This window comes from Pseudomonas sp. YQ_6, assembly GCF_043103245.1.
Classification (GTDB): domain Bacteria; phylum Pseudomonadota; class Gammaproteobacteria; order Pseudomonadales; family Pseudomonadaceae; genus Aquipseudomonas; species Aquipseudomonas alloputida.
This window is the reverse complement of the sequence record NZ_JBICJR010000068.1, coordinates 15,460-34,674: the sequence shown is the minus strand read 5'-3', so window position 1 is coordinate 34,674 and position 19,215 is coordinate 15,460. Positions and strand designations below refer to the sequence as shown.

Annotated in this window: 17 protein-coding genes; 3 read left to right on the top strand and 14 right to left on the bottom strand. The window is 64.0% G+C overall.

The window, feature by feature from the left end; all coding sequences use genetic code 11:
• Window positions 1-137 precede the first annotated feature (137 nt).
• Together ACF8FG_RS23265 and ACF8FG_RS23260 are read left to right on the top strand one after the other, a co-directional pair.
• Entirely contained in the window at window positions 138-881 is a 744-nt protein-coding gene (locus ACF8FG_RS23265) for a carbon-nitrogen hydrolase family protein (RefSeq protein ID WP_318081645.1), read from the top strand.
• On the top strand, window positions 878-1,120 hold the full coding sequence (locus ACF8FG_RS23260) for a hypothetical protein (RefSeq protein WP_014591082.1): 243 nt from the start codon (window positions 878-880) through the stop codon (window positions 1,118-1,120). The genes ACF8FG_RS23265 and ACF8FG_RS23260 overlap by 4 nt, the downstream gene beginning before the upstream one ends.
• 4 nt (window positions 1,121-1,124) lie before the next feature.
• Here ACF8FG_RS23260 and ACF8FG_RS23255 read toward each other — a convergent pair whose 3' ends face one another.
• The 9 genes from ACF8FG_RS23255 to ACF8FG_RS23215 all read right to left on the bottom strand — a co-directional run bounded on the left by ACF8FG_RS23255 (window position 1,125) and on the right by ACF8FG_RS23215 (window position 13,622).
• Window positions 1,125-1,625, bottom strand: coding sequence for a methylated-DNA--[protein]-cysteine S-methyltransferase (locus ACF8FG_RS23255; RefSeq protein ID WP_019438474.1), 501 nt, complete (start codon window positions 1,623-1,625; stop codon window positions 1,125-1,127).
• 70 nt (window positions 1,626-1,695) lie between these two features.
• A complete protein-coding gene (locus ACF8FG_RS23250; RefSeq protein WP_119713805.1) occupies window positions 1,696-2,496 on the bottom strand; it encodes a lipopolysaccharide biosynthesis protein in 801 nt (266 codons plus the stop codon).
• Between the two features lie 200 nt (window positions 2,497-2,696).
• Window positions 2,697-4,337 carry a fatty acid--CoA ligase gene (locus tag ACF8FG_RS23245; protein ID WP_026031935.1) on the bottom strand — a complete coding sequence of 547 codons (1,641 nt, stop codon included), beginning with the start codon at window positions 4,335-4,337 and terminating at the stop codon, window positions 2,697-2,699.
• Between the two features lie 11 nt (window positions 4,338-4,348).
• On the bottom strand, window positions 4,349-6,127 hold the full coding sequence (locus tag ACF8FG_RS23240) for an acyl-CoA dehydrogenase C-terminal domain-containing protein (RefSeq protein ID WP_318081647.1): 1,779 nt from the start codon (window positions 6,125-6,127) through the stop codon (window positions 4,349-4,351).
• A complete protein-coding gene (locus ACF8FG_RS23235; RefSeq protein WP_318081648.1) occupies window positions 6,120-8,585 on the bottom strand; it encodes an MMPL family transporter in 2,466 nt (821 codons plus the stop codon). The genes ACF8FG_RS23240 and ACF8FG_RS23235 overlap by 8 nt, the downstream gene beginning before the upstream one ends.
• Complete coding sequence (locus tag ACF8FG_RS23230; RefSeq protein WP_392519247.1) at window positions 8,585-9,595, bottom strand: WD40/YVTN/BNR-like repeat-containing protein; 1,011 nt, start codon at window positions 9,593-9,595, stop codon at window positions 8,585-8,587. Before ACF8FG_RS23230 ends, ACF8FG_RS23235 begins: the two co-directional genes overlap by 1 nt.
• Before the next feature lie 21 nt (window positions 9,596-9,616).
• Window positions 9,617-10,975: a DUF1329 domain-containing protein gene (locus ACF8FG_RS23225; protein WP_019438480.1), complete on the bottom strand. Its 1,359-nt coding sequence runs from the start codon at window positions 10,973-10,975 to the stop codon at window positions 9,617-9,619.
• Window positions 10,976-11,013: 38 nt separating this feature from the next.
• Window positions 11,014-12,969: a DUF1302 domain-containing protein gene (locus ACF8FG_RS23220; protein ID WP_134698465.1), complete on the bottom strand. Its 1,956-nt coding sequence runs from the start codon at window positions 12,967-12,969 to the stop codon at window positions 11,014-11,016.
• Between the two features lie 77 nt (window positions 12,970-13,046).
• A complete protein-coding gene (locus ACF8FG_RS23215) occupies window positions 13,047-13,622 on the bottom strand; it encodes an alpha/beta hydrolase (RefSeq protein ID WP_318081974.1) in 576 nt (191 codons plus the stop codon).
• A gap of 246 nt (window positions 13,623-13,868) precedes the next feature.
• On the opposite strand from ACF8FG_RS23215, the gene ACF8FG_RS23210 reads away from it, so the two are divergent.
• A complete protein-coding gene (locus tag ACF8FG_RS23210; RefSeq protein WP_064490590.1) occupies window positions 13,869-14,900 on the top strand; it encodes an AraC family transcriptional regulator in 1,032 nt (343 codons plus the stop codon).
• On the opposite strand, the gene ACF8FG_RS23205 is transcribed toward ACF8FG_RS23210, so the two are convergent.
• From ACF8FG_RS23205 to ACF8FG_RS23185, 5 genes are all read right to left on the bottom strand, one after another.
• On the bottom strand, window positions 14,863-15,195 hold the full coding sequence (locus tag ACF8FG_RS23205) for a Rieske 2Fe-2S domain-containing protein (RefSeq protein ID WP_020191133.1): 333 nt from the start codon (window positions 15,193-15,195) through the stop codon (window positions 14,863-14,865). The two genes, ACF8FG_RS23210 and ACF8FG_RS23205, sit on opposite strands and share 38 nt — an antisense overlap.
• On the bottom strand, window positions 15,192-15,845 hold the full coding sequence (locus tag ACF8FG_RS23200; RefSeq protein WP_014591092.1) for a DsbA family protein: 654 nt from the start codon (window positions 15,843-15,845) through the stop codon (window positions 15,192-15,194). The genes ACF8FG_RS23205 and ACF8FG_RS23200 overlap by 4 nt, the downstream gene beginning before the upstream one ends.
• A gap of 4 nt (window positions 15,846-15,849) precedes the next feature.
• Window positions 15,850-17,130, bottom strand: a complete 1,281-nt coding sequence (locus ACF8FG_RS23195; RefSeq protein ID WP_119713811.1) for an MFS transporter — start codon at window positions 17,128-17,130, stop codon at window positions 15,850-15,852.
• A gap of 127 nt (window positions 17,131-17,257) precedes the next feature.
• Window positions 17,258-18,310: a 3-keto-5-aminohexanoate cleavage protein gene (locus tag ACF8FG_RS23190; RefSeq protein ID WP_135198982.1), complete on the bottom strand. Its 1,053-nt coding sequence runs from the start codon at window positions 18,308-18,310 to the stop codon at window positions 17,258-17,260.
• Between the two features lie 54 nt (window positions 18,311-18,364).
• On the bottom strand, window positions 18,365-19,213 hold the full coding sequence (locus tag ACF8FG_RS23185) for a TauD/TfdA family dioxygenase (protein ID WP_012052451.1): 849 nt from the start codon (window positions 19,211-19,213) through the stop codon (window positions 18,365-18,367).
• Window positions 19,214-19,215 lie beyond the last annotated feature (2 nt).

Sequence of the window (19,215 nt, the reverse complement as noted above, 5' to 3'; positions counted from 1 at the left end):
GCACAAGGTACCGTGGCTGCGCAGGTCGGGGGGCGTTTTGCTGCGCATCCCAGGCTTCCTGAAAAACCCTTCACTGGAACAGGCGTTGGTGCCGGTAGTATGCTCGGCACGTCAATCTTCACCAGGGAATGGTTCTGATGAAACTGTGCGCCGTACAACTGGCGTCGCTCAAGGGCGATTTGCCAGGCAACCTCCAGCGCCATCTGGTTTGCATCGAGCAGGCTGCGGCCCTGGGTGCCGAACTGGTGGTGTTCCCCGAGCTGTCGCTGACCGGCTATGAGCCGAGTGTGGCGCGCCAGGCCGCCCTGCCCGTCACCTCCGCGCGCCTGGACCCGCTGCAGGCAGCCTGCGACCGCCTGGGCATTACGGTTGCCGTGGGCCTGCCATTGCCGACGCCCGACGGCATACGCATCGGCATGCCCATCTTCTGCCCTGAGGCGCCGCGCCAGGTCTATGCCAAGCAGCGCTTGCATGATGATGAGCTGCCTTACTTCACCCCAGGTAATCAGGCATTGCTGCTGGAGGTGGGTGAGCACCGCGTGGCGCCGGCGATCTGCTACGAATCGATGTTCATGGCGCATGCCGCCGTGGCCCGCGAGCGCGGTGCCGACCTGTACCTGGTCAGCGTTGCGAAAACCGCCAAGGGTATCCGCGAGGGATATGCGCACTACCCAGAGGTGGCACGCGAGCTGGGCATGCCAGTGTTGATGGCCAACTGTGTGGGGCCGGCCGACACCTTCATCGGTGCCGGCGGTTCTGCAGCATGGGACAGCCAGGGGCACTTGCTGGCCAGCCTGGATGGCCACAGTGAAGGGCTGATCGTACTCGACACGCGCAGTGCCAGCGCGATCACCCTGCCCTTGAACACGTACCCTGCATGATCTATCTGTTTCTAGCGTTGCTGAGTTACGCCAGCACCTACTGCCTGGTCGGCTTGCTGATTCAGGGTCAACTTGCCGATGTGGCCGAGGGCTTGCGCCATCGGCCCGATGCGCCTACGCCCGGCGAGTACCTGCGTGAGGTCGAGCCCCGCGCACGTCAGGCCCGGCGGCAATACACCCTGATCGCCGGCTCGGTGCTGGCCGTGCTGGCCTGCCTGATCGCCAGCGGGTTCGGTTGACGCCTTACAGGTCCAGCGCCAGGCTTTGCCGCCCTTCCAGCGCCAGCAGATACTGCTTGGCCGCCAGGCCACCGGCAAAGCCGGTCAGGCTGCCCGACGCGCCGATTACCCGGTGACAGGGGGCGATGATTGAAATCGGGTTGCGGCCATTGGCAGCGCCAACCGCGCGTACCGCCCTTGGATTGCCGAGCTGCCGGGCAATGTCGCTGTAGCTGCGGGTTTCGCCGAACGGTATCGCCAGCAATGCGGCCCACACCTGGCGCTGGAACTCAGTACCGGCAAAGTCCAGCGCCAGCTCGAAACGCTGGCGCTTGCCGTCAAAGTACTCGCCCAGCTGGCGAGCGGTTTCCCGCAGTACCGGGCACTGGTCGTCCCGGTGCAGGGTGCCCAGGCGTACGCGGTTTTCCCGCTCCTCTTCCCACAATACGGCTGCCAGGCAATTGCCACGGGCCACAAGGGTCAGCATGCCGACGGGCGATGGCATGATCGTGAATGCGCTGGACATAGCAGGCTCCTGCAGGTTGCGATCGGCCCACTGTACGCATCCACAGTCTTTGATGCACCCGCTTTCTTGCTCAGTTCATTGCGCAGCCGGCAATGCGTCGCGCCTGGCTGAGCGTGACCTTGGGTATCAGCTCAGCGGGAATGCGTGATGTTGCCGACAGGTTGTAGACGTGGAAATGCTCGCTGACCACTTCCCTGGCCATCAGCTTCAACGACGGCAGGATGCGGCTGTCCCAATGCTGGTCGAGCCCGCACGGCGAAGACGGGCCCTGGCCGTCCTCGTAAAAGCGCCCGACGCTCTGGTCGAGGTCAACCCCCACCAGCAACACTTCCTCGAAGCCCAGGTGGTAGGCCAACTGCAAGGCTACGTAAGCCACCGTGCGGGCATCGAAAAAGCCATGGGCCATGTCTTTACTGAAGGCGATCGAGCGGCTGCGTTTGCTCCACAGTGCCCGGTTGCACACGCAACTGTCACCATGGCCGCGCAAACCGTCCAGCAGGCTCGGCGTGTCGGCTTTGTGCAAGGCATAACACTGGGTGTGGGCTGGCACATCGGCACGCGCATACTGCTCTGGCCACAGGGCCAGGCGTTCGCTGTCGCGCACGGCAGTGGCAAACAAGGCCGGCTGTTGCTGGCAAAAGCTTTTGTCGGTGCACACGTAGAAGAAGGGTTTGACGCCGTGTTCGGCGGTCATGGCGACCGACCCATTCATGGCGATGATGGGCAAGTGCGCAAACTCGCCCAGCGGAAAATGTTTGGCAGAAGCGCCGGAGGCAAGGATCACCACGGGGCCCTGCTGGGAATTGCGACACGCCTCGAAACCGGAGAACGCCCCGCGTTCAGCGCTTGGCTGCGACGGAAGTGTGTTCATCAATGGCATCTTTAACTGGACAGTACAAACCACAATACTGATCCGTGTATATGCCGTGGCCGCTTTTACCTAACTTTACCTGGGTGAACTTAATTCAACCGCCATTCCCTTGTTTGGCGGGGTTTTGGGGCTGCGCGCTGGCAAAGACCACGTCAGCAACAAGACGGGGCGCAAGGCGCCCCCAAGCATCGCAGCCACCTCTACATTGCAGTCTGGCGAATGCGTTTCTTGTCGATCTTGCCCACACTGGTCCTGGGGATCTCGTCCACACACCGCACCTGCCGTGGTACGGCCCACTTGGCCAGGTGCCCGCTGTCAACGTACGGCTGCAGGTGCCTGGCCAATGCCGGCTGGTCCAACTGCACACCGTCATGACAGACCACCAAGGCCAAAGGTTGTTCCCCCCACTGTGGATCAGGAATACCGATCACCGCGACCGAGGCGACGGACGGGTGCTGGCTGATCAGGTTCTCCAGCGCCACCGAACTGACCCACTCGCCACCGGTCTTGATCACATCCTTGATGCGATCGCGGATGCGCACCACGCCCAGCGGGTCGATACAGGCCAGGTCACCGGTGTGCATCCAGCCACCCAGCCACAGCGCCGCGCCTTGCTCCGGTTCGTGCAGGTAACCCTGGGTCAGCCAAGGCGCGCGCACCACGATTTCGCCAAGGCTTGCACCATCGTGCGGTACTTCCCTGCCCTCGCTATCGACGATACGCAGGTCCACCAAGGCAATTGGCACACCGGCATCGATGCGTAGCGGCAGCTGCTGCGCCATGGGCTGTGCCAGCAAGTCGGTGCTCAAGTGGGTGATGCTGAGCAGCGGGCAGCTTTCCGACATGCCGTAGCCACAATGCACACTGATGCCGCGTGCGCTGGCACGCTGGGCCAGGCTCAGCGTCAGGGCGCTGCCGCCCAGCAGCATCTTCCAGCCGGTCAGGTCGGTGCAGCGCCCTTGCTCGCTGTCGAGCATCATTTGCAGCACCGTCGGCACGCAATGGGAGAACGTCACTCCCTCGTCATGGAACAGGCGCACCAGGCGGTTGGGCTCGTATCGCCCGGGGTAGACCTGCTTGATGCCCAGCGCCGTGGCCACATAGGGCACGCCCCAGGCATGCACGTGGAACATGGGCGTGATCGGCATGTACACATCGCCGCTGCGCAGCAGCGGTACCTCGCCACACGCGGCCAAGGTGCCCTGCTCGACCAGGGTATGCAAAACCAGTTGCCGGTGGCTGAAGTACACCCCCTTGGGGTTGCCGGTGGTGCCGCTGGTGTAGAACAGTGTGGCCAGCGAGTTTTCGTCGAAGTCGGCAAATTCGAACTGTGGCGCTGCAGCCGCCAGCATGGCTTCGTATTCGCCCAGCAAAGGCACTGTCTGCGCGGCGGCAGCGCCGTCGCTGAGGCGGATGATGCCCTCGACTGCCGGCAGGTCGGCGCATAGCTGCTGCATCAATGGCAGGAAGTCGTCATGCACCAGTACCCACCGATCCTCGGCGTGGTTCATGGTGTAGCGCACCTGCTCGCTGGACAGCCGCACGTTTACCGTATGCAACACTGCCCCCAGCATCGGTACGGCAAAGAAACATTCCAGTGCCCGGTGGCTGTCCCAGTCGAGCAATGCCACCGTGTCGCCAGGCTTGACCCCGGCCGTGGTCAGCACGTTGGCCAGCCGTTGGATGCGTTGCAGCAACGTGGTGTAGGTGTAGCGCAGCTTGTCGGCGTAGACGATTTCCTGGTTGGGCTGGTAGCGCACACCCGACAGCAGCAGGCGTTTGATCAGCAGCGGATAGGCATAGGCCTGCTCGGCCCGGGGCATGACGCGAGTGGTGAGCATGTTGGCGGCCATCACAGTTGCTCGGCCTTGAGCAGGTACAGGCTATCGCTGCCGGCCCTGACACTGGCGCTGAGCGAGTGGATGCGTGGTAGCAGGCGTGCAAAGTAGAAGCGTGCGGTGCCGAGCTTGCTCAGGTGGAACGGCTCTGGTGCCGCCTGGCCCTGGCACACCACGGCCATGCGCGCCCACAGGTAGGCGTAGAAGGTGTAGCCAAACACGTGCAGGTACTCCACCGCCGCCGCGCCAAGCTCGCGCGGGTTGCCTTGGCTGCGGTCGAGCAGCCAGGCACTCAGTTCGTCAAGGTTGTGCACGGCAGCCAGCAGTGGCGCACTGAACTCGGCGTGCGCCACTGGCAGCGCCTGGGCAAAGCTGACGATTTCGTCAGACAGGCCACGGTAGGCCTTGCCACCATCACCAAACAGCTTGCGCCCTACCAGGTCGAGCGCCTGGATGCCATTGGTGCCTTCGTAGATCTGGGTAATGCGGCAGTCACGAATCAACTGCTCCTGGCCCCACTCGCGGATATAGCCGTGGCCACCCAGCACCTGCTGGCCGTGCAAGGTAGTCTCCAGTCCCATGTCGGTGAGGAAGGCTTTCGCTACCGGCGTAAGCAACGCCACCTTGGCCTCGGCATTGGCGCGTGTAGCCGGGTCGTCGCTGTATTTGGCCATGTCCAACTGCAACGCCACGTAGGTGGAAAATGCCCGCCCGCCCTCGTTCAGCGCTTTCATGGTCAGCAGCATGCGGCGTACGTCCGGGTGGACGATGATCGGGTCGGCATACTGCGACGGCGCTTCAACACCCGACGGCGCGCGGCCTTGAAGACGATCACGGGCATAGGCGATGGCCCCCTGATAAGACCGCTCGCCCAGCGCCAGCCCCTGGATACCCACGCCCAGGCGCTCGTAGTTCATCATGGTGAACATGGCATTGAGGCCCTTGTTCGGCTCGCCGACCAGGTAGCCGATGGCGCCGTCGAAGTTCATCACGCAGGTGGCCGAGGCCTTGATGCCCATCTTGTGCTCGATCGAGCCGCAGCTCACTGCATTGGCCTCGCCAAGCACACCGTCGGCGTCGACCAGCACCTTGGGCACCAGGAACAGCGAGATGCCTTTGGGGCCGGCCGGTGCATCCGGTAGCCGCGCCAGCACCAGGTGGATGATGTTCTCGGTCAGGTCCTGCTCGCCGCCAGTGATGAAGACCTTGGTGCCGCTGATGCGGTAGCCGCCGTCGGCGAGGGGTTGTGCCCGGGTGCGGATCAGGCCCAGGTCGGTGCCGGCGTGGGGCTCGGTCAGGCACATCGAACCGGCCCAACGCCCTTGGTACATGGGTGGCAGGTACAGCGCCTGCAAAGCCTCACTGGCATGGTTGAGCAGTGCCAGGCAGGCCCCGGCGGTCAGCATCGGGTACAGGCCAAACGACAGGTTGGCGGCATTGAGCATCTCTTCGAGTTGGGCGCCGATCACCTTCGGCATGCCCATGCCGCCGTAGGCCGGGTCCCCGGCCACACCGACCCAGCCGTCAGCGGCAAATGCCCGGTAGGCATCGGCGAAACCGTCGGGCGTGCGTACCTGGCCAGCCTCCCAGCGGCAGCCCTGCTCGTCGCCACTGCGGTTGAGCGGCGCCACTCGCTCGGCAATCAGCTTGCCGGCCTGCTCGAGTATGGCCCGGGCAGTGTCATCATCGACCACCTCGGCCAGTTCGGGCGTTTGCGCCCACCAGGTCGGGATGTCGAACACTTCGTTGAACAGAAAATCCATGTCGCGCAGTGGCGCAAGGTAATCAGACATGAGGCGAGCACTCGGTTTCTTGGGTTTGCGAAAGCGCCGGCGCCTGGGCATCGGCAGCTGCCGGGGCGCCCTGGCCGCGCAGGAGGAAGTGCGACAACGCGGGTATCAGCACCAGCGCGCCGAGCATGTTCCACAGGAACATGAAGGTCAGCAGCAGGCCCATGTCGGCCTGGAACTTGATTGGCGACCATGCCCAGCCGGCTACGCCAGCGGCCAAGGTGATACCGACCAGCCCCACCACCCGACCGGTGAAGGCCAGGGCTTTCTGGTAGGCGTGGGCCAGGCTCAGGCCGGCGCGCTGGTAGTGCAACTGCACGCTGAGCAGGTACAGCGCGTAGTCCACGCCAATGCCCACCCCCAGGGCGATCACCGGCAAGGTGGCGACCTTGACGCCGATGCCCATGGCCACCATCAACGCCTCGCACAGCACCGAGGTAAGCATCAGCGGCAGGATTGCCACCAGCGTCGCTCGCCAGCTGCGGAAGGTGACCAGGCAGAACAGGGTCACCGCCAGGTACACCAGCAACAGCATGCGGTGGTTGGCCTCGCGCACCACCTCATTGGTGGCGGCCTCGATGCCGGCGCTGCCGGCGGCCAGCAGGAACTGGTGGTCAGCATTGCTGTTGGCCTGGACGAAGCGCTCAGCCGCTACAGCCACCTGGGCCAGCGTGTCGGCGCGGTGGTCCTTGAGGTAGGCGATCACCGGCATCAGCGAACAGTCGTTGTTGAACAGCTCCGGGGCGTTGACCGAGGCTTGCTGGGCGGCGTAGTTGAGCACGTCCTGGTTGCGCTGCAGGCTGTTCAGGCGCGCGTTGCCTTCGTAGGTACCCGCAGTGATCTGGCGCACCGCGTTTGCCAGCGACACGGTGGTCTGCACACCCGGCAGTTGCTGCAGCTCCCAGGCCAGGCGGTCGGCGAGGATCAGTGTCTGGTATTGCAGGCAGCCTTCGGGGGCCGTCTTGACCATGACCGCGAAGGTATCGCTGGACAGTGCGTAGTGCTGGGTGATGTAAGCGTTGTCGAGGTTGTAGCGCGAATCCGCACGCAGCTCGGGGGCGCCACTGTCGAGGTCGCCGATTTTCAGCTGGAGGCTACCCCAGGTGCCAAGGGCGGCCAACGCCAGGGCAGCCAGCAGTGCAGCACTGGCCCACTTGCGTTCGGTGAATCGGTCAAGCAGCGCCCACAGCCGGCCGAAGCCACGGTGCTGATCCGCGCGAGCATCGATACGTAGCGCTCGCTCGGCAGCCTTGCGGCCTACACCGACATAGGACAGCGCCACCGGCATCAACAGCAACGAGGTAAAAATCAGCACCGCCACACCAATGCTGGCGGTGATTGCCAGGTCCTGGATCACCGGAATATCGATCAGCATCAGCACCGCAAAGCCCACGGCATCGGCCAGCAGTGCGGTGACCCCGGCCACGAACAGGCGGCGGAAGGTATAGCGGGCGGCAATCTGCCGGTGCGTACCGCGGCCTATGTCCTGAAGGATGCCGTTCATCTTCTGCGCCGCGTGCGACACGCCGATGGCAAAGATCAGGAACGGCACCAGGATCGAATACGGGTCGATGGCATAGCCCAGCCAGGCGACGATACCCAGCTGCCATACCACCGCAGTCAGCGAACACACCACCACCAGCAAGGTGCTGCGCACACAACGGGTATAGCAATAGATGATCACCAGGCTGGTCAGCACAGCCAGCGCGAAGAACGCCATCACCTGGATCAGGCCGTCGATCAGGTCGCCCATCAGCTTGGCGAAGCCGATCACATGAATGCGGTACTGGCCGCTGGCCTGGTACTGACTGCGCAACTGTTCGAGCTTTTGCGAAAAGGCATGGTAGTCCAGGCCTTTGCCGGTGGCTGAGTCCTGGTCGAGCAGCGGCACCACCAGCATGCTCGACTTGAAGTCGCGCGCTACCAGGCTGCCGACGATGTTGGCACGCTCGATGTTCTGCCTTAGCTGTTCGATATCACCGCCTGCGCCTTGATACCCGTCAGGCATGACCGGCCCGCCCTGGAAACCCTCCTCGGTAACCTCGGTCCATCGCACCGCCGGGCTCCACAATGACTTCACCCATGCCCGGTCCACGCCTTGGCTGAGGAACAGTTCGTCGTTGATATGACGCAGGGTCTGCAGGTAACCCGGGTCGAAGATATCGCCGTGGTTGTTCTCTACCACCACCCGTACCGCATTGCCCAATCCGCGCAGCGAAGCGCGGTTTTCCAGGTAGTTCTGTATGTAGGGGTGGCTCTGCGGCAGCATCTTGTCAAAGCTGGGGCGCAGCTCCAGGCGCGTCGCCGCCATGAAGCCGAGCACCAAGGTTGCCAGCAGCATGCACAGCAGAAATGGCCAGCGATGGTTGAACACCAGGCGTTCCAGGCAATTGCCCGAGCGTGGGTCGAAATCGGCGAGGTTGCGGATTACCGGAAGCGTATCTTGGCGGGTAGCGGCCATCAGGGTCTTCTCTTGTCAGGATGCGGCGTGGGGTTACCGGCCTGGTTGCGCACGCCACGCTCGCCCACCAGCACCAGGCCGTTACCGGCATCGCTGACGAGGGCGGTGACTGGGCTGCGGGGGCTGTGGGCTACCGGCTTGAAGCTGGCGCCGTCATCGCGGCTGAGCAACAGGTCACCGGCCTGGCTGGCAAGCCAGAACTGCCCGTCACGGTCGATACCGGCGGCGGCGAGGCTGGCGTTGATTCCGGTGTCGATCAGTTGCCACTGCTGGCCGCCATCGGTACTGCGGTAGGCGTGGCCGCGCAGGCCGTAAATCAGCAGCACACCGGGCTTGCCAACGACGCCGAACAGGGTGCCGGCGTAGGGTGTGACGACGCGGACGAAGCGCTTGCCGTCCCACTTCAGCAACAGGCCCTGCTCGCCCGTGATGAACAGCTCGTCGCCCACCGCGGCCAGGCTGGTCAGGTGCAAGCCTTGCGGGTTGTCGCTGTGGTCGAGCCACGGCTGCCAGTGCTTGCCGCCATCGGTGGTGCGAAGCAGCAGGTTGAACACCCCCACCGCGTAGCCCGTGCGGGCATCGCCGAACCACACATCGAGCAAGGCATTGTCGGTGCCCGCGCCTGGCAGCTGCTCGGCCAGTACCCGGCCGTCCAGCTGTTTTTGCCAGTGCATGCCACCGTCACGGCTGTGCAGGACCACACCGTCATGGCCCACCGCCCAGCCCAGCTCGGGCGTGGCGAAGCTCACCGCATTCAGGTCGGCGCTGACCGGCACCTGGGCTTGCTGCCAGTGCGCGCCGTGGTCATCGGAATACAGGATGTGCCCGCGCGGGCCGACCGCGACCAGGCGCTGCCCGGCCAGGGTCACATCACGCAGGGCGCTGCTGCTGGCAAGGGCGCTGGGCATGGCGGGCACATCCAGCACATCGGTGAATGGCGCTGCCTGGGCCGCGCCATGCAGCGCAGCCAGGGCCAGCATCACCACGCTGCATCGTTTGAAGACAGACATTGGAACCTCTGCTCCGTGCGTTCAGCGAATGCCGTTGCCGGCCAGCGAATCGGGCGACCATTGGGTTTTCGACAACGGGTCGATGTAACGGATGCCGCCGTAGGCACCGACCACGCCGTTGAGGTTGTAGGTGCCGCCGATGAGGTCGTAGATCATGAACGGCGTGGCGTCCGGGGTCTGCTTGTCATAGCTCTGGGTAAGGAAGGCGAACGAACCCCGGTACAGCTGGCCACGGGCGTCGTACTGGTCCGAGGCCAGCGCGATCCAGCTGTCCTCATCGAGGTAGAAGCGGCGCTTGTGGTAGATGTGACGCGCGCCGTCCTTGAGCTTGCCTTCCACCACCCACACGCGGTGTTTTTCCCAGCGTACAAACTGCGGCGCCAGGTGATTGGGGGTAATCAGCTGCTTGACATCGGTGTTGTAGGTCAGCCGGTAGGTGTTGTAAGGCACATACATTTCCTGCTTGCCGACCAGGGTCCAGTCGTAACGGTCCAGCGCGCCGTTGAAGACGAACACGTCATCGTAAGTGCCAGAGCCGGAGGTGCCCGGGTTGGGCGTGTCGTAGGCCAGGTTAGGCGCCAGCTTGACCCGGCGCTGGCCCGGCAGGTACTGCCAGGCGCTGCGCGGCTGCACCAGCGGGTTGGCAGCGTCGCGCAGCATCATTGCTTCACCGGCACGGCGTGCGGGCCCGGTGTACACCAGTTTCATCTGGTAGTAGGTGTCCTTGGCGCCGATCGGCTTGGCCATGTCCTCGTAGATCGGGTAGCTGATGTGGGCCTGGCCGGTGGTCGACAATGTCGGTTTGCCGGCAGCATCGACGTTCCAGGAGTCGTATTTGGCGGTCATGCTCACACCCTGGTAGCGCAGCAGGAAGTTCCACATGGCCTCGGCGCCGTTCTGCGGAATGGGGAACGGAATGCCCGGCAGCACGTTGTCCACTGCGGTGCCGCCCTCCTGGCTTCTGGCGCCGGTGGCGTTCTTGCGAGTGTTGTCCAGCACCGCCTGCGGCAGCGCGACGCTGCGGTGAGTCGGGTACACGTCAACGTGGTAGCTGGGGTAACGCTTGAGCAGTTCGAGGGTAGTGGCGGTCAGTTGCCCCTTGTACTGATCGGCATTCTTGCCATTGATGACCAGCAACGGTTTCTCGCTGGCAAACGGGTCGGGGCGCATGCTGGCGCCGCTCTGATAGCTGGCCGGCGGGGTAAGCAGGCCACCTTGGTACGCCGGGATAGAGCCGTCGGCATTGCCGGCCTTTTCGGCGCCGAGGGTGGTCAGGTTGTTGCCCAGGTGTGCAGCCTGGTCAGGGGAAACGGCAGCCTGGGCGGCGTTGAGCGCGGCCAGCGACAGGCACGAGGCCAGCAGGGTACGTACGAAGGTCATGATGGTTGTCTTCCTGTGTAGGCGGTAGGAAACAGGACTCAGAAGGTCGTCTTGACGGTCAGGTACAGCGCGCCACGGTCTTCGGTGGTGGCGCCACCGCCGGAGAAGGAGGCGTAGCCGCCGCCGTAGCAGGTGTAATCCTGTTCGCCGTCCAGGGCATTGGGGGTGCTGCCGTCGGTCTGGCCGTCCTTGCAGGCCTTGGTCTCACCGAAGCTGTCGACGTACTTGAGGTCGACGAAGTACTGGTTGTAGATCGCAGCGCTGAAGCCCACCGCGTAATTGCCGGTGTTTTCGGCGCCGCCGCCTTGCACCGGCGAGACACCGTCCAGGCCGACGTTGACCGACAACGGCATGCTCAAGTCCATGCCCGGCAACACCTGGTACCAGGTGGGGGTGAAGTTGACGGCGATACCCCAGTTGTCGCGGGTCGCCTTGTCGATGCCGCGGTAGCTGCCCTTGCCTTTGTACAAAGCCTCGTTATGGCTATCGAGCTTGAGCAGGTTGCTGTAGAACAGCTCACCCAGCAGGGTTGCCGAGTCGAACAGTGGCGTGTCACCCATCGTCATCAGGCCGTTGACCGTGAAATGCAGGGTGTCGCCAGTGGCGCTCAGGCTGTCACCATCCTTGGGTACGTCGTAGACCACCCCGCTGCCGGGCAGGCGCGACGGCAGTAAACCGAAGCCACCACCCAGGCCACCTTGGCCGGGGGCACTGACGATTGCCGGGATACTCGCCAACGGCATGTTGTGGCGGATGTTGAGGTCGCTGCCGACGCTGATGCCACCCACATCCTTGGACAGGCTCAGGCCATAGATGTCGATGTTGTCGGCGTAGGCGAACTGGTAAGTGGTGCTTTGCAGCGAGTTGTACAGGTTACCGACCGCCCCCTGGCGGCTGCCCGGCGGGTTGCCGAAAGGGCCACTGGCCACGGTCATGCCGCGCGCATCAAGCCAGGCCTGGGGCAGAATCTCGGACGTCTTGCGGTAGTAGAAACCGAGGGTGCCGCCCAGCCATTGCGGCGACCACCTGGCCATGATGCCCCAGTCGCCGCTCTTGCCGGGCGTCAGGTCATGACCGCGGCGGATGGTGGTCAGCGCTCCGCGCACCGGGATCAAGCCCGGGGTGCCGGTGTGGCCGAGCAGGAAGCTCTGCGCGCCCTCGCCTACCACATCCGCGCCGCCATAGTAGGTGCCCGCTTCGGGCAAGCGGGCAGCATCCCAGTCGAAGAAGTACTGCGCCCCCAGGGTGAGTTCGGAGTTGACCAGGAACGAGGTCGACAGCTGGTTGCGGGGGACGAACAGCTCCTTGGCCTCGGTGCCTGGCGAAGCCGCCAGCTTGGCCAGGTCCAGGCCGGACTGGCCATAGCTCAGCGAATGCACGGGGTTGAGCAAGGTTTCCCCCCAGAACAGGTTGTGCTGGCCCAGCTTGGCACTGACCTGCGACGCTTCGCCCACGTCACGGCTCATGAATACGAACGCATCCAGCACTTCGCCCGATGGGCCGTTGTAGTATCGCTGGGCGTAGTTGCTCAGGTGCGGGCTGCCCAGGGGTATGCCAGTACCCGGCAGGCCATTGAGGCTGGGGCTGATGCCCGACTGATCACCGTTGCCATTGACGAACGGGTTGCTGTTGGAGCCGGTGTTGTCGTAGGCCTTGTCGTACCAGCTGGCAGTGCTGACGCGAAAACCGGTGTTGCCCTGATACACCACATCCAGCTCGGTCAGCAGGTCGACCCGGTTTGTGATGTTGGTGCCGGCCTTGCGGAAGTTGTAGTCACCGTCGTTGCTGTTGGGCGTGCCCAGCATGCGCTTGTCGGCGCTTTCCGTGCGCACGCCATAATTGTATTTGACGGTATTGTCCAAGCGCACGGCCCAGTCTTCATTGCCGGTCTGGACTTCAACGGCCTGGGCGGCGGGCAGCGTGAGCAGGGCGACGGCGCAGGCGAGCAGGCAGCGCTGTGGCTTCACGGCATGGTGAATGCGGTGTTCTGGCATTACGATGGCTCCACGTATTGTTATTGTTTTTTACGCCGCCCGTCTGTTGCGGGCGTGGCTGGGGCGTCCATGCGTTACTACAGGGTTTCGGCGTCCAGACGGCGGATCAGGGCCTCGGCCAACGGCCAGGGGCCAAAACCGGAAGCCGGGTTGAGATGGCCGACGGCGCCCAGGTTGACCAGCTCACTGCCCCAATGGCGGGCAAGTTCGCTAACGGCGGCGTAGCTGGCCAGGTGGTCATTGCTACTGGCCGCGACAATGCTCGGGAACGGCAGCGCCGTGGTTGGCAACGGCGACCAGCCCTGGGCGGCCAGGCTGGCCGGGCTTGGGTAGTGCGCCGGCCACTGGGCGTCGAGGTCTGGCGGGGCAGCCAGCAAAGCCCCCTTGATCGGCCACCGGTAGCGCGCGGCCCAGTGGGCGACCATCAGTACGCCGGCACTGTGCGCCACCAGCAGCACCTGGCCGTCGATCTGCTCCAGTTCGCGCTGGATCGCCTCGACCCGGGCGTTGCAGCAAAGGCCGTCAACCTTCAGCGGCGGTACGCTGCGCACCTTCGCCAGGCGGCTGGCAAGCAGCGTCTGCCAATGATCGGCGACGTGGTCGCGCAGGCCAGGGACGATCAACACGGTGGCAGTGGTTTGCAGTTTTTCCACGGTGAACCTCGTGTGCGGTGTAGCTGTTGAGGTTCACAGTAAACAGCCCTCCCCCCGGGTGCTTCACATTGGGCGTCAGGTACTTTTCATTTGATGACAATGGCCCGAACAGGGCTTTGCTTTTCAATTGATGACACGCAGGCTATAAAACCCGTGCACCTGCAAGCCAAGTGCTTTTTGTCGCAACAGCCTTGTGCTGCTGCCTGAAAGCGCCAGGTTGCCTGAACAATAGGGATAACAATAAAAATGCCTGCCCTCGTCCGCGCCGCCAGCTTGACCAACTACCTGGAAGTGTCCCGCCACCTGGGCCTCAACCCCCACACACTGCTGGCACAAGTGGGCCTCAGCGCGGCGTTGCTCGACGATCCCAACCGGCGTATCCCGGTGGCCAGCGTGATCAACCTGCTGGAAGCTTCCGCCAGCGCCAGCCACTGCGAGAGCTTCGGCTTGCGCATGGCCGAACTGCGCCAGTTGTCGGACTTCGGCGAAATCAGCCTGCTGCTCAGCCACCAACGCAACCTGCGCGACGCGCTACAGGTGATCGTGCAGTACCGCCACCTGCTCAATGACGCGCTGGCCATTCATATCGAAGAAGCTGGCAAGACCGTGGTCATTCGCGAAGAGGTGATCAGCGAGCGCGCGCCCTGTAGCCGCCAGGCCACCGAGCTGGCTATCGGCGTGATGATGCGCTTGTGCGCGGCGCTGCTAGGCACGCACTGGCACCCGATCAGCGCCAATTTCACCCATGCGGCCCCCGCCGACCCCGCCATTCACCGGCGCATTTTCGGCTGCACGCTGGTGTTTGGCAGCGAGTTCAACGGCATCGTCTGCCCTGCCGCCGACCTCGACAGTGCCAGCCCGCTGGCCAACGAAGCCATGGCCCGCCTGGCCCGGCGCTACCTGGACACGCTGCCGGCAGGCAGCGAGCCATCGCTGGAGCTGGAGCTGCGCAAGACCATCTACCTGCTGCTACCCATGGGGCGGGCCACCCTCGAGCAAGTGGCGCAAACCCAGGGCATGAACGTACGCACCCTACAGCGGCGGCTGGAAGACAGCGGCTTGACCTTCAAGGACCTGATCAACAGCGTTCGACGTGACCTGGTGATGCGCTACCTGGAGAACCCCAGCTATTCGCTGGGTCGCATAGCCGATATGCTCGGCTACTCGATGCCCAGTTCGTTCACCCGCTGGTTCATCGCCCAGTACGGCATGCCGCCGGCCAGCTGGCGGGCACGCAGTGTCAGCCCTGCTCCCCAGGCCCGTCACCATCGAGGGTGATGAACACCGCATCACCCTCCTGCTGCACCGGGTAGCTGGCCACTTTCAACGCCTTGGAATTGACCAGGTAGCCGCTGGCCAGGTCGAAGCGCAGGCCGTGGGCACAGCACTGGATCACCCGCCCTTCCAGGCGCCCGCCACACAGCGACGCCCCTTGGTGCGGGCAGCTATCGTCGATGGCATAGAGCGCACCGGCGACATTGAACAACGCTACGCTGCGGCCCTCGCAGGCCAGCAGCACCCGGCCATTGCGCTCCGGCAGCTGGCTGGGGTTCAGGGCGATACGCAGGCTCATGCCTGCACCCTCTCTGACAAGGCGTCGGTCATCGCGGCAAACAGCGCCTCGGCTGGCCGCACCCCGGCAATCAGAGGGCCCAGGTTGAAGCGATAACGTGGCACGGCACTGCCTGCACGCCCTGCACCTTCGAGGAACGGGCTGCCATCATCACGCAGACAATCGATTACCTGCGCGGCCTTTAGCCCGCAACTCTCGGCGATGCCGAGCAACGTGCGGCTATCACCGAGGTCGCGGCCTTGGTGGAAATAGGCAATGAACAGCCGCTCCAGCAACGCTTGCTGTTGCGACGCGCCAAGCAGACTGCCGGCCCGCTGCATCAACCGGTGGGCGTTGCCGGTGTTTGGCATGCGGCAGATGCGCGAGAAGTCGATATCCTCCCCCACCACGCGGGCAGCGGCGCGCACCTGAGCCTGGCGCTCGCGCACTGCCTGCTCGCTGCCCAGGCGTTGAAGGTAGAACTGTTTGAAGGGTACTCCATTGGCTGGCAGCCCCGGCAGCAACTGCACGCCCTGCCTGTGAACCTGCACTTGCACGTGTGGCTGCTCACGCTGCAACAGCAACAACGCAGCCTGCAAGTGCCGCTGGCCAATCAGGCACCAGGGGCAGACGAAATCGAAGAACACCTCGACGGACAATTGCTGTTTCACAGTTTCAACTCCTGGCGCGCAGACGATCCATGTCGCGGTGGTAGTGACGTTTGGCAACCCAGAACACAGCCGCCGCTGCAATGCTTGTCAGTGGCACCCACTGCAGCGCCGCCTGAAGCCCGATCAGGTCAGACACCCGACCGGTGATCAGCGGACCGGTGGCCAGGCCCAGCAGGTTGTTGGCCAAGGTCAGGGTGGCGAATGCCGTGCCATGCACAGCAGCGTGGGTAAGGTTGGCGACCATGGCACTGGACGGGCCATTGGTGCCGGCGGCTATCATCATGCCCAGGCAGATCAGCACCAGTTGCGCGGTACCGGCAGGCAACGCAAAGGCTATGCTCAGGAGCGCGCAACTGCCCAGGCAATAGCCGATGGCCAGGCTGATCTTGCGGTCCGGGCGCTGCCGCCCAAGGCGATCGCAGAGCATGGCGCAGAGAATCATGCCGATACCACTGCACAGCACGATGACGGCGGCGATCGCCCCGGCGCGGTCGGTGCCCATGGCGTAATAGCGGTTCAGGTAGCTGGGCATCCACACGATCAGGGTGCCGCCGACAAACAACTGCAGGCCACTGCCGACATAGGCGGCGATGACCGAACGGCTGCTGTACAGGGTGCGCAGCGGGTGGCTGGCCTTGTCCAGCGCCTGCTGCGCGCACTTGGGCGCAATGCGCCCCTCTTTGACGATGACGGGGTAGAGCATCGCCAGCACCAGGCCGAACAATGCCATGCCGGCGAACGCCCAGCGCCAGCCCAGGTGCTGGGCCAACACCCCGCCCAAGGCCATGCCAAGCACCGAGCCGAACATGCCGCCCGCCATGAACGCCCCGGCCAGCGTCGAGCGCATGTCGCGGGGGAATACCGCGACCACCACGGCAATGCCGACACTGCCATAGGCGGCCTCGCCGACCCCGACCAGGAAGCGTGCAATGAACATTTGCGAGTAGTTTTCCGCCAGGGCACAGCCAAGCGTGGCAAGGCTCCAGAGCACGGCCATCAGCACCAGGCTGCGTACCCTGCCGAAACGGTCGGCCAGCAGCGACAACGGGAAGGTCAGCAGGCCGACCATCAGCGCGACGATGCCGCTGAGCAAGCCCAACTGGCTGTCGCTCAATGCCCATTCGCTTTTGAGCAGCGGAAACACTGCATTGAGCACCTGGCGCGACATGTAGTCGGAGATCAACAGGCCGAAGGTCAAGGCGAAGACGACCCAGGCATAGCGCCGGGGGATGCTGTTGGCAGTGTCGGTGCCGGAGTCTTCGGCGCTGACGAGATAGGTGGCCATGTTGCCTCCTTGGGTGTGAAGCGTGGGTGTTGTTTTTGTTGTTATGGGTAACAGCCAGAACTCACGTTGCGTTTTGTGGCCTCTTCGCAGGTACGCCCGCGAAGAGACCGGGCCTGCCATGGCCGCATCAAGTGCGCTGCGGCACGCCTTTCTCACCCGCCTGGCGGTTCGGCGCCATGCCATTGGCTTTCAGCGTCTGCTCGATACTGTCGTACTGCTGCCCGATGCGGTAAATGACGCGGGCCTCCTTGCCGCTGGCAATCTCGCGCCCCAACTCATGGGCCACGCGCACGGTCTGCTGGACCTGCTGCACCGAGGTGAAGCGTTTGCCGTGCTGGTCGATGATGGTGTCTTCGTTGCCGCAGCGCGGGTGCAGGCCCATGGCCAGCGCCATGGTGTTGAACGGCAGCACGTTCTTGAGCAACGATTCGGCAGTCAGGGTGCAGCCGTCCGGCGCGCGGTGGATGAAGTTGAAGAAGTTGAACGGGTTGGGGCCGTCGAAACCGCCACCAATACCGATCCAGGTCAGGTTCAGCGGCCCCATGTAGTCACCCCGGCGCACGAGGCGTTCGAGGGTTTCCAGGGCATGCATGCCGGTCAGCTGGAAATGCGGCTGGATATGGCTGGCCTGCAGGCGGCGCAAGTGCTCGCGGACCCAGGCCGGGCCGGCCGGCACGGTCATTTCGCTGTAGGCGGCATGGATTGCGGGGCTGGCCAGCGAGGTGCCTTCAAGGTACTCGGGGTACAGCAACTCCATGATATTCATCTGCGTGGTGTTGATGGCCACGGTCACCTGGTCGGGGCGCGGCGTCAGCTCGGCAAGCATGTGCCGGGTGTCATCCGACAGCCATTTGGCCGCCTCGCCTTCGCCTTCCGGGGCGAAGGAAATCGAACCGCCAACTTGAATGATCATGTCCGGCACAGCTTCACGTACCCCGGCGATCAGCTCATTGAACTTGGACAGGCGCTTGGAGCCTTTGCCGTCCAGCTCACGCACATGCAAGTGCAGCACGGTGGCGCCTGCCTCGTAGCAGTCGACGGCCTTCTGCACCTGCTCGTCCATGGTCAGCGGAATGTCTTCAGGGAAGTCTTCGGGCATCCACTCCGGGCCATAAGGGGCGACGGTGATGACCACCTTTTCCATGTTTTCCGGGTGCAACGAATCGTCGAAGAATTGCATGCTGTAGTCCTCGCTATTGTTATTGTGCGGTTACCGCCAGTGACGGCGGCAGGCTTAGAACGTGCGGCTGCCCTTGATCCCGGCACGCTCCATCTTGCGATGGCATGGCGGGTAGTCCATGACCGCGTAATGCTGGGTGCTGCGGTTGTCCCAGATCGCCACGCTGTTGGGCTTCCAGCGCCAGCGCACCTGGTATTCGGGCAGGTAGGCCTGGCTGATCAGGTAACGCAGCAGGTCGCCGGCACCGGGGTTCGCATCCTGGCCGAAACGCACCCGCTGCGGGGTGTGGTAGTTGCTGAAGTGGGTGGTGAAGGCGTTGACGAACAGCACCTGCTCGCCCGTTTCCGGGTGGGTGCGTACGACCGGGTGCTCGGCGTCGGGGAACTGCGCCTTGAGTGCCAGCCGTTTGTCCAGCGGCATTGCAGCGCCAAAGCTGGCCTCGATGCTGTGGCGGGCGCGCAGGTCTTCGATTCTGGCCTTTACATCGTTTGGCAGGTTTTCATAGGCCAGCACCATGTTCGCCCACAGGGTATCGCCGCCTACCGGAGGGCATTCCACACAGCGCAGCACACACCCCATGGGCGGTGCCTCACGCCAGGTGGCATCGGTGTGCCAGGCATTTTCATAGCGGTCGTTGGGCTGGTCCGGGCGCTTGTAGATCTGCACCAGCCCCGGGTGCTCCGGGTCGCTACCGGCCACCGGGTGGTCCTCCAGCTCGCCGAAGCGGCGGGCGAAGGCCACGTGCTCGGCACGGCTGAAATGCTGGTCGCGCAGGAACAGCACACGGTGCTGGAGCAACTGCTGGCGCAACTGGGCGAACAGTTCGTCATCGTGAATCGCATCGGCCAGGTTGACGCCACTCACCTCGGCACCGATCGCGCAGGTCAGTTGTTCAATGTGCATGC

Excerpts from the sequence above, each read along its gene's own strand:
- ACF8FG_RS23265 (WP_318081645.1), top strand. The coding sequence starts at position 138 with ATGAAACTGTGCGCCGTACAACTGGCGTCGCTCAAGGGCGATTTGCCA.
- ACF8FG_RS23260 (WP_014591082.1), top strand. The coding sequence starts at position 878 with ATGATCTATCTGTTTCTAGCGTTGCTGAGTTACGCCAGCACCTACTGC.
- ACF8FG_RS23255 (WP_019438474.1), bottom strand. The coding sequence starts at position 1,625 with ATGTCCAGCGCATTCACGATCATGCCATCGCCCGTCGGCATGCTGACC.
- ACF8FG_RS23250 (WP_119713805.1), bottom strand. The coding sequence starts at position 2,496 with ATGAACACACTTCCGTCGCAGCCAAGCGCTGAACGCGGGGCGTTCTCC.
- ACF8FG_RS23245 (WP_026031935.1), bottom strand. The coding sequence starts at position 4,337 with ATGCTCACCACTCGCGTCATGCCCCGGGCCGAGCAGGCCTATGCCTAT.
- ACF8FG_RS23240 (WP_318081647.1), bottom strand. The coding sequence starts at position 6,127 with ATGTCTGATTACCTTGCGCCACTGCGCGACATGGATTTTCTGTTCAAC.
- ACF8FG_RS23235 (WP_318081648.1), bottom strand. The coding sequence starts at position 8,585 with ATGGCCGCTACCCGCCAAGATACGCTTCCGGTAATCCGCAACCTCGCC.
- ACF8FG_RS23230 (WP_392519247.1), bottom strand. The coding sequence starts at position 9,595 with ATGTCTGTCTTCAAACGATGCAGCGTGGTGATGCTGGCCCTGGCTGCG.
- ACF8FG_RS23225 (WP_019438480.1), bottom strand. The coding sequence starts at position 10,975 with ATGACCTTCGTACGTACCCTGCTGGCCTCGTGCCTGTCGCTGGCCGCG.
- ACF8FG_RS23220 (WP_134698465.1), bottom strand. The coding sequence starts at position 12,969 with ATGCCAGAACACCGCATTCACCATGCCGTGAAGCCACAGCGCTGCCTG.
- ACF8FG_RS23210 (WP_064490590.1), top strand. The coding sequence starts at position 13,869 with ATGCCTGCCCTCGTCCGCGCCGCCAGCTTGACCAACTACCTGGAAGTG.
- ACF8FG_RS23205 (WP_020191133.1), bottom strand. The coding sequence starts at position 15,195 with ATGAGCCTGCGTATCGCCCTGAACCCCAGCCAGCTGCCGGAGCGCAAT.
- ACF8FG_RS23195 (WP_119713811.1), bottom strand. The coding sequence starts at position 17,130 with ATGGCCACCTATCTCGTCAGCGCCGAAGACTCCGGCACCGACACTGCC.
- ACF8FG_RS23190 (WP_135198982.1), bottom strand. The coding sequence starts at position 18,310 with ATGCAATTCTTCGACGATTCGTTGCACCCGGAAAACATGGAAAAGGTG.
- ACF8FG_RS23185 (WP_012052451.1), bottom strand. The coding sequence starts at position 19,213 with ATGCACATTGAACAACTGACCTGCGCGATCGGTGCCGAGGTGAGTGGC.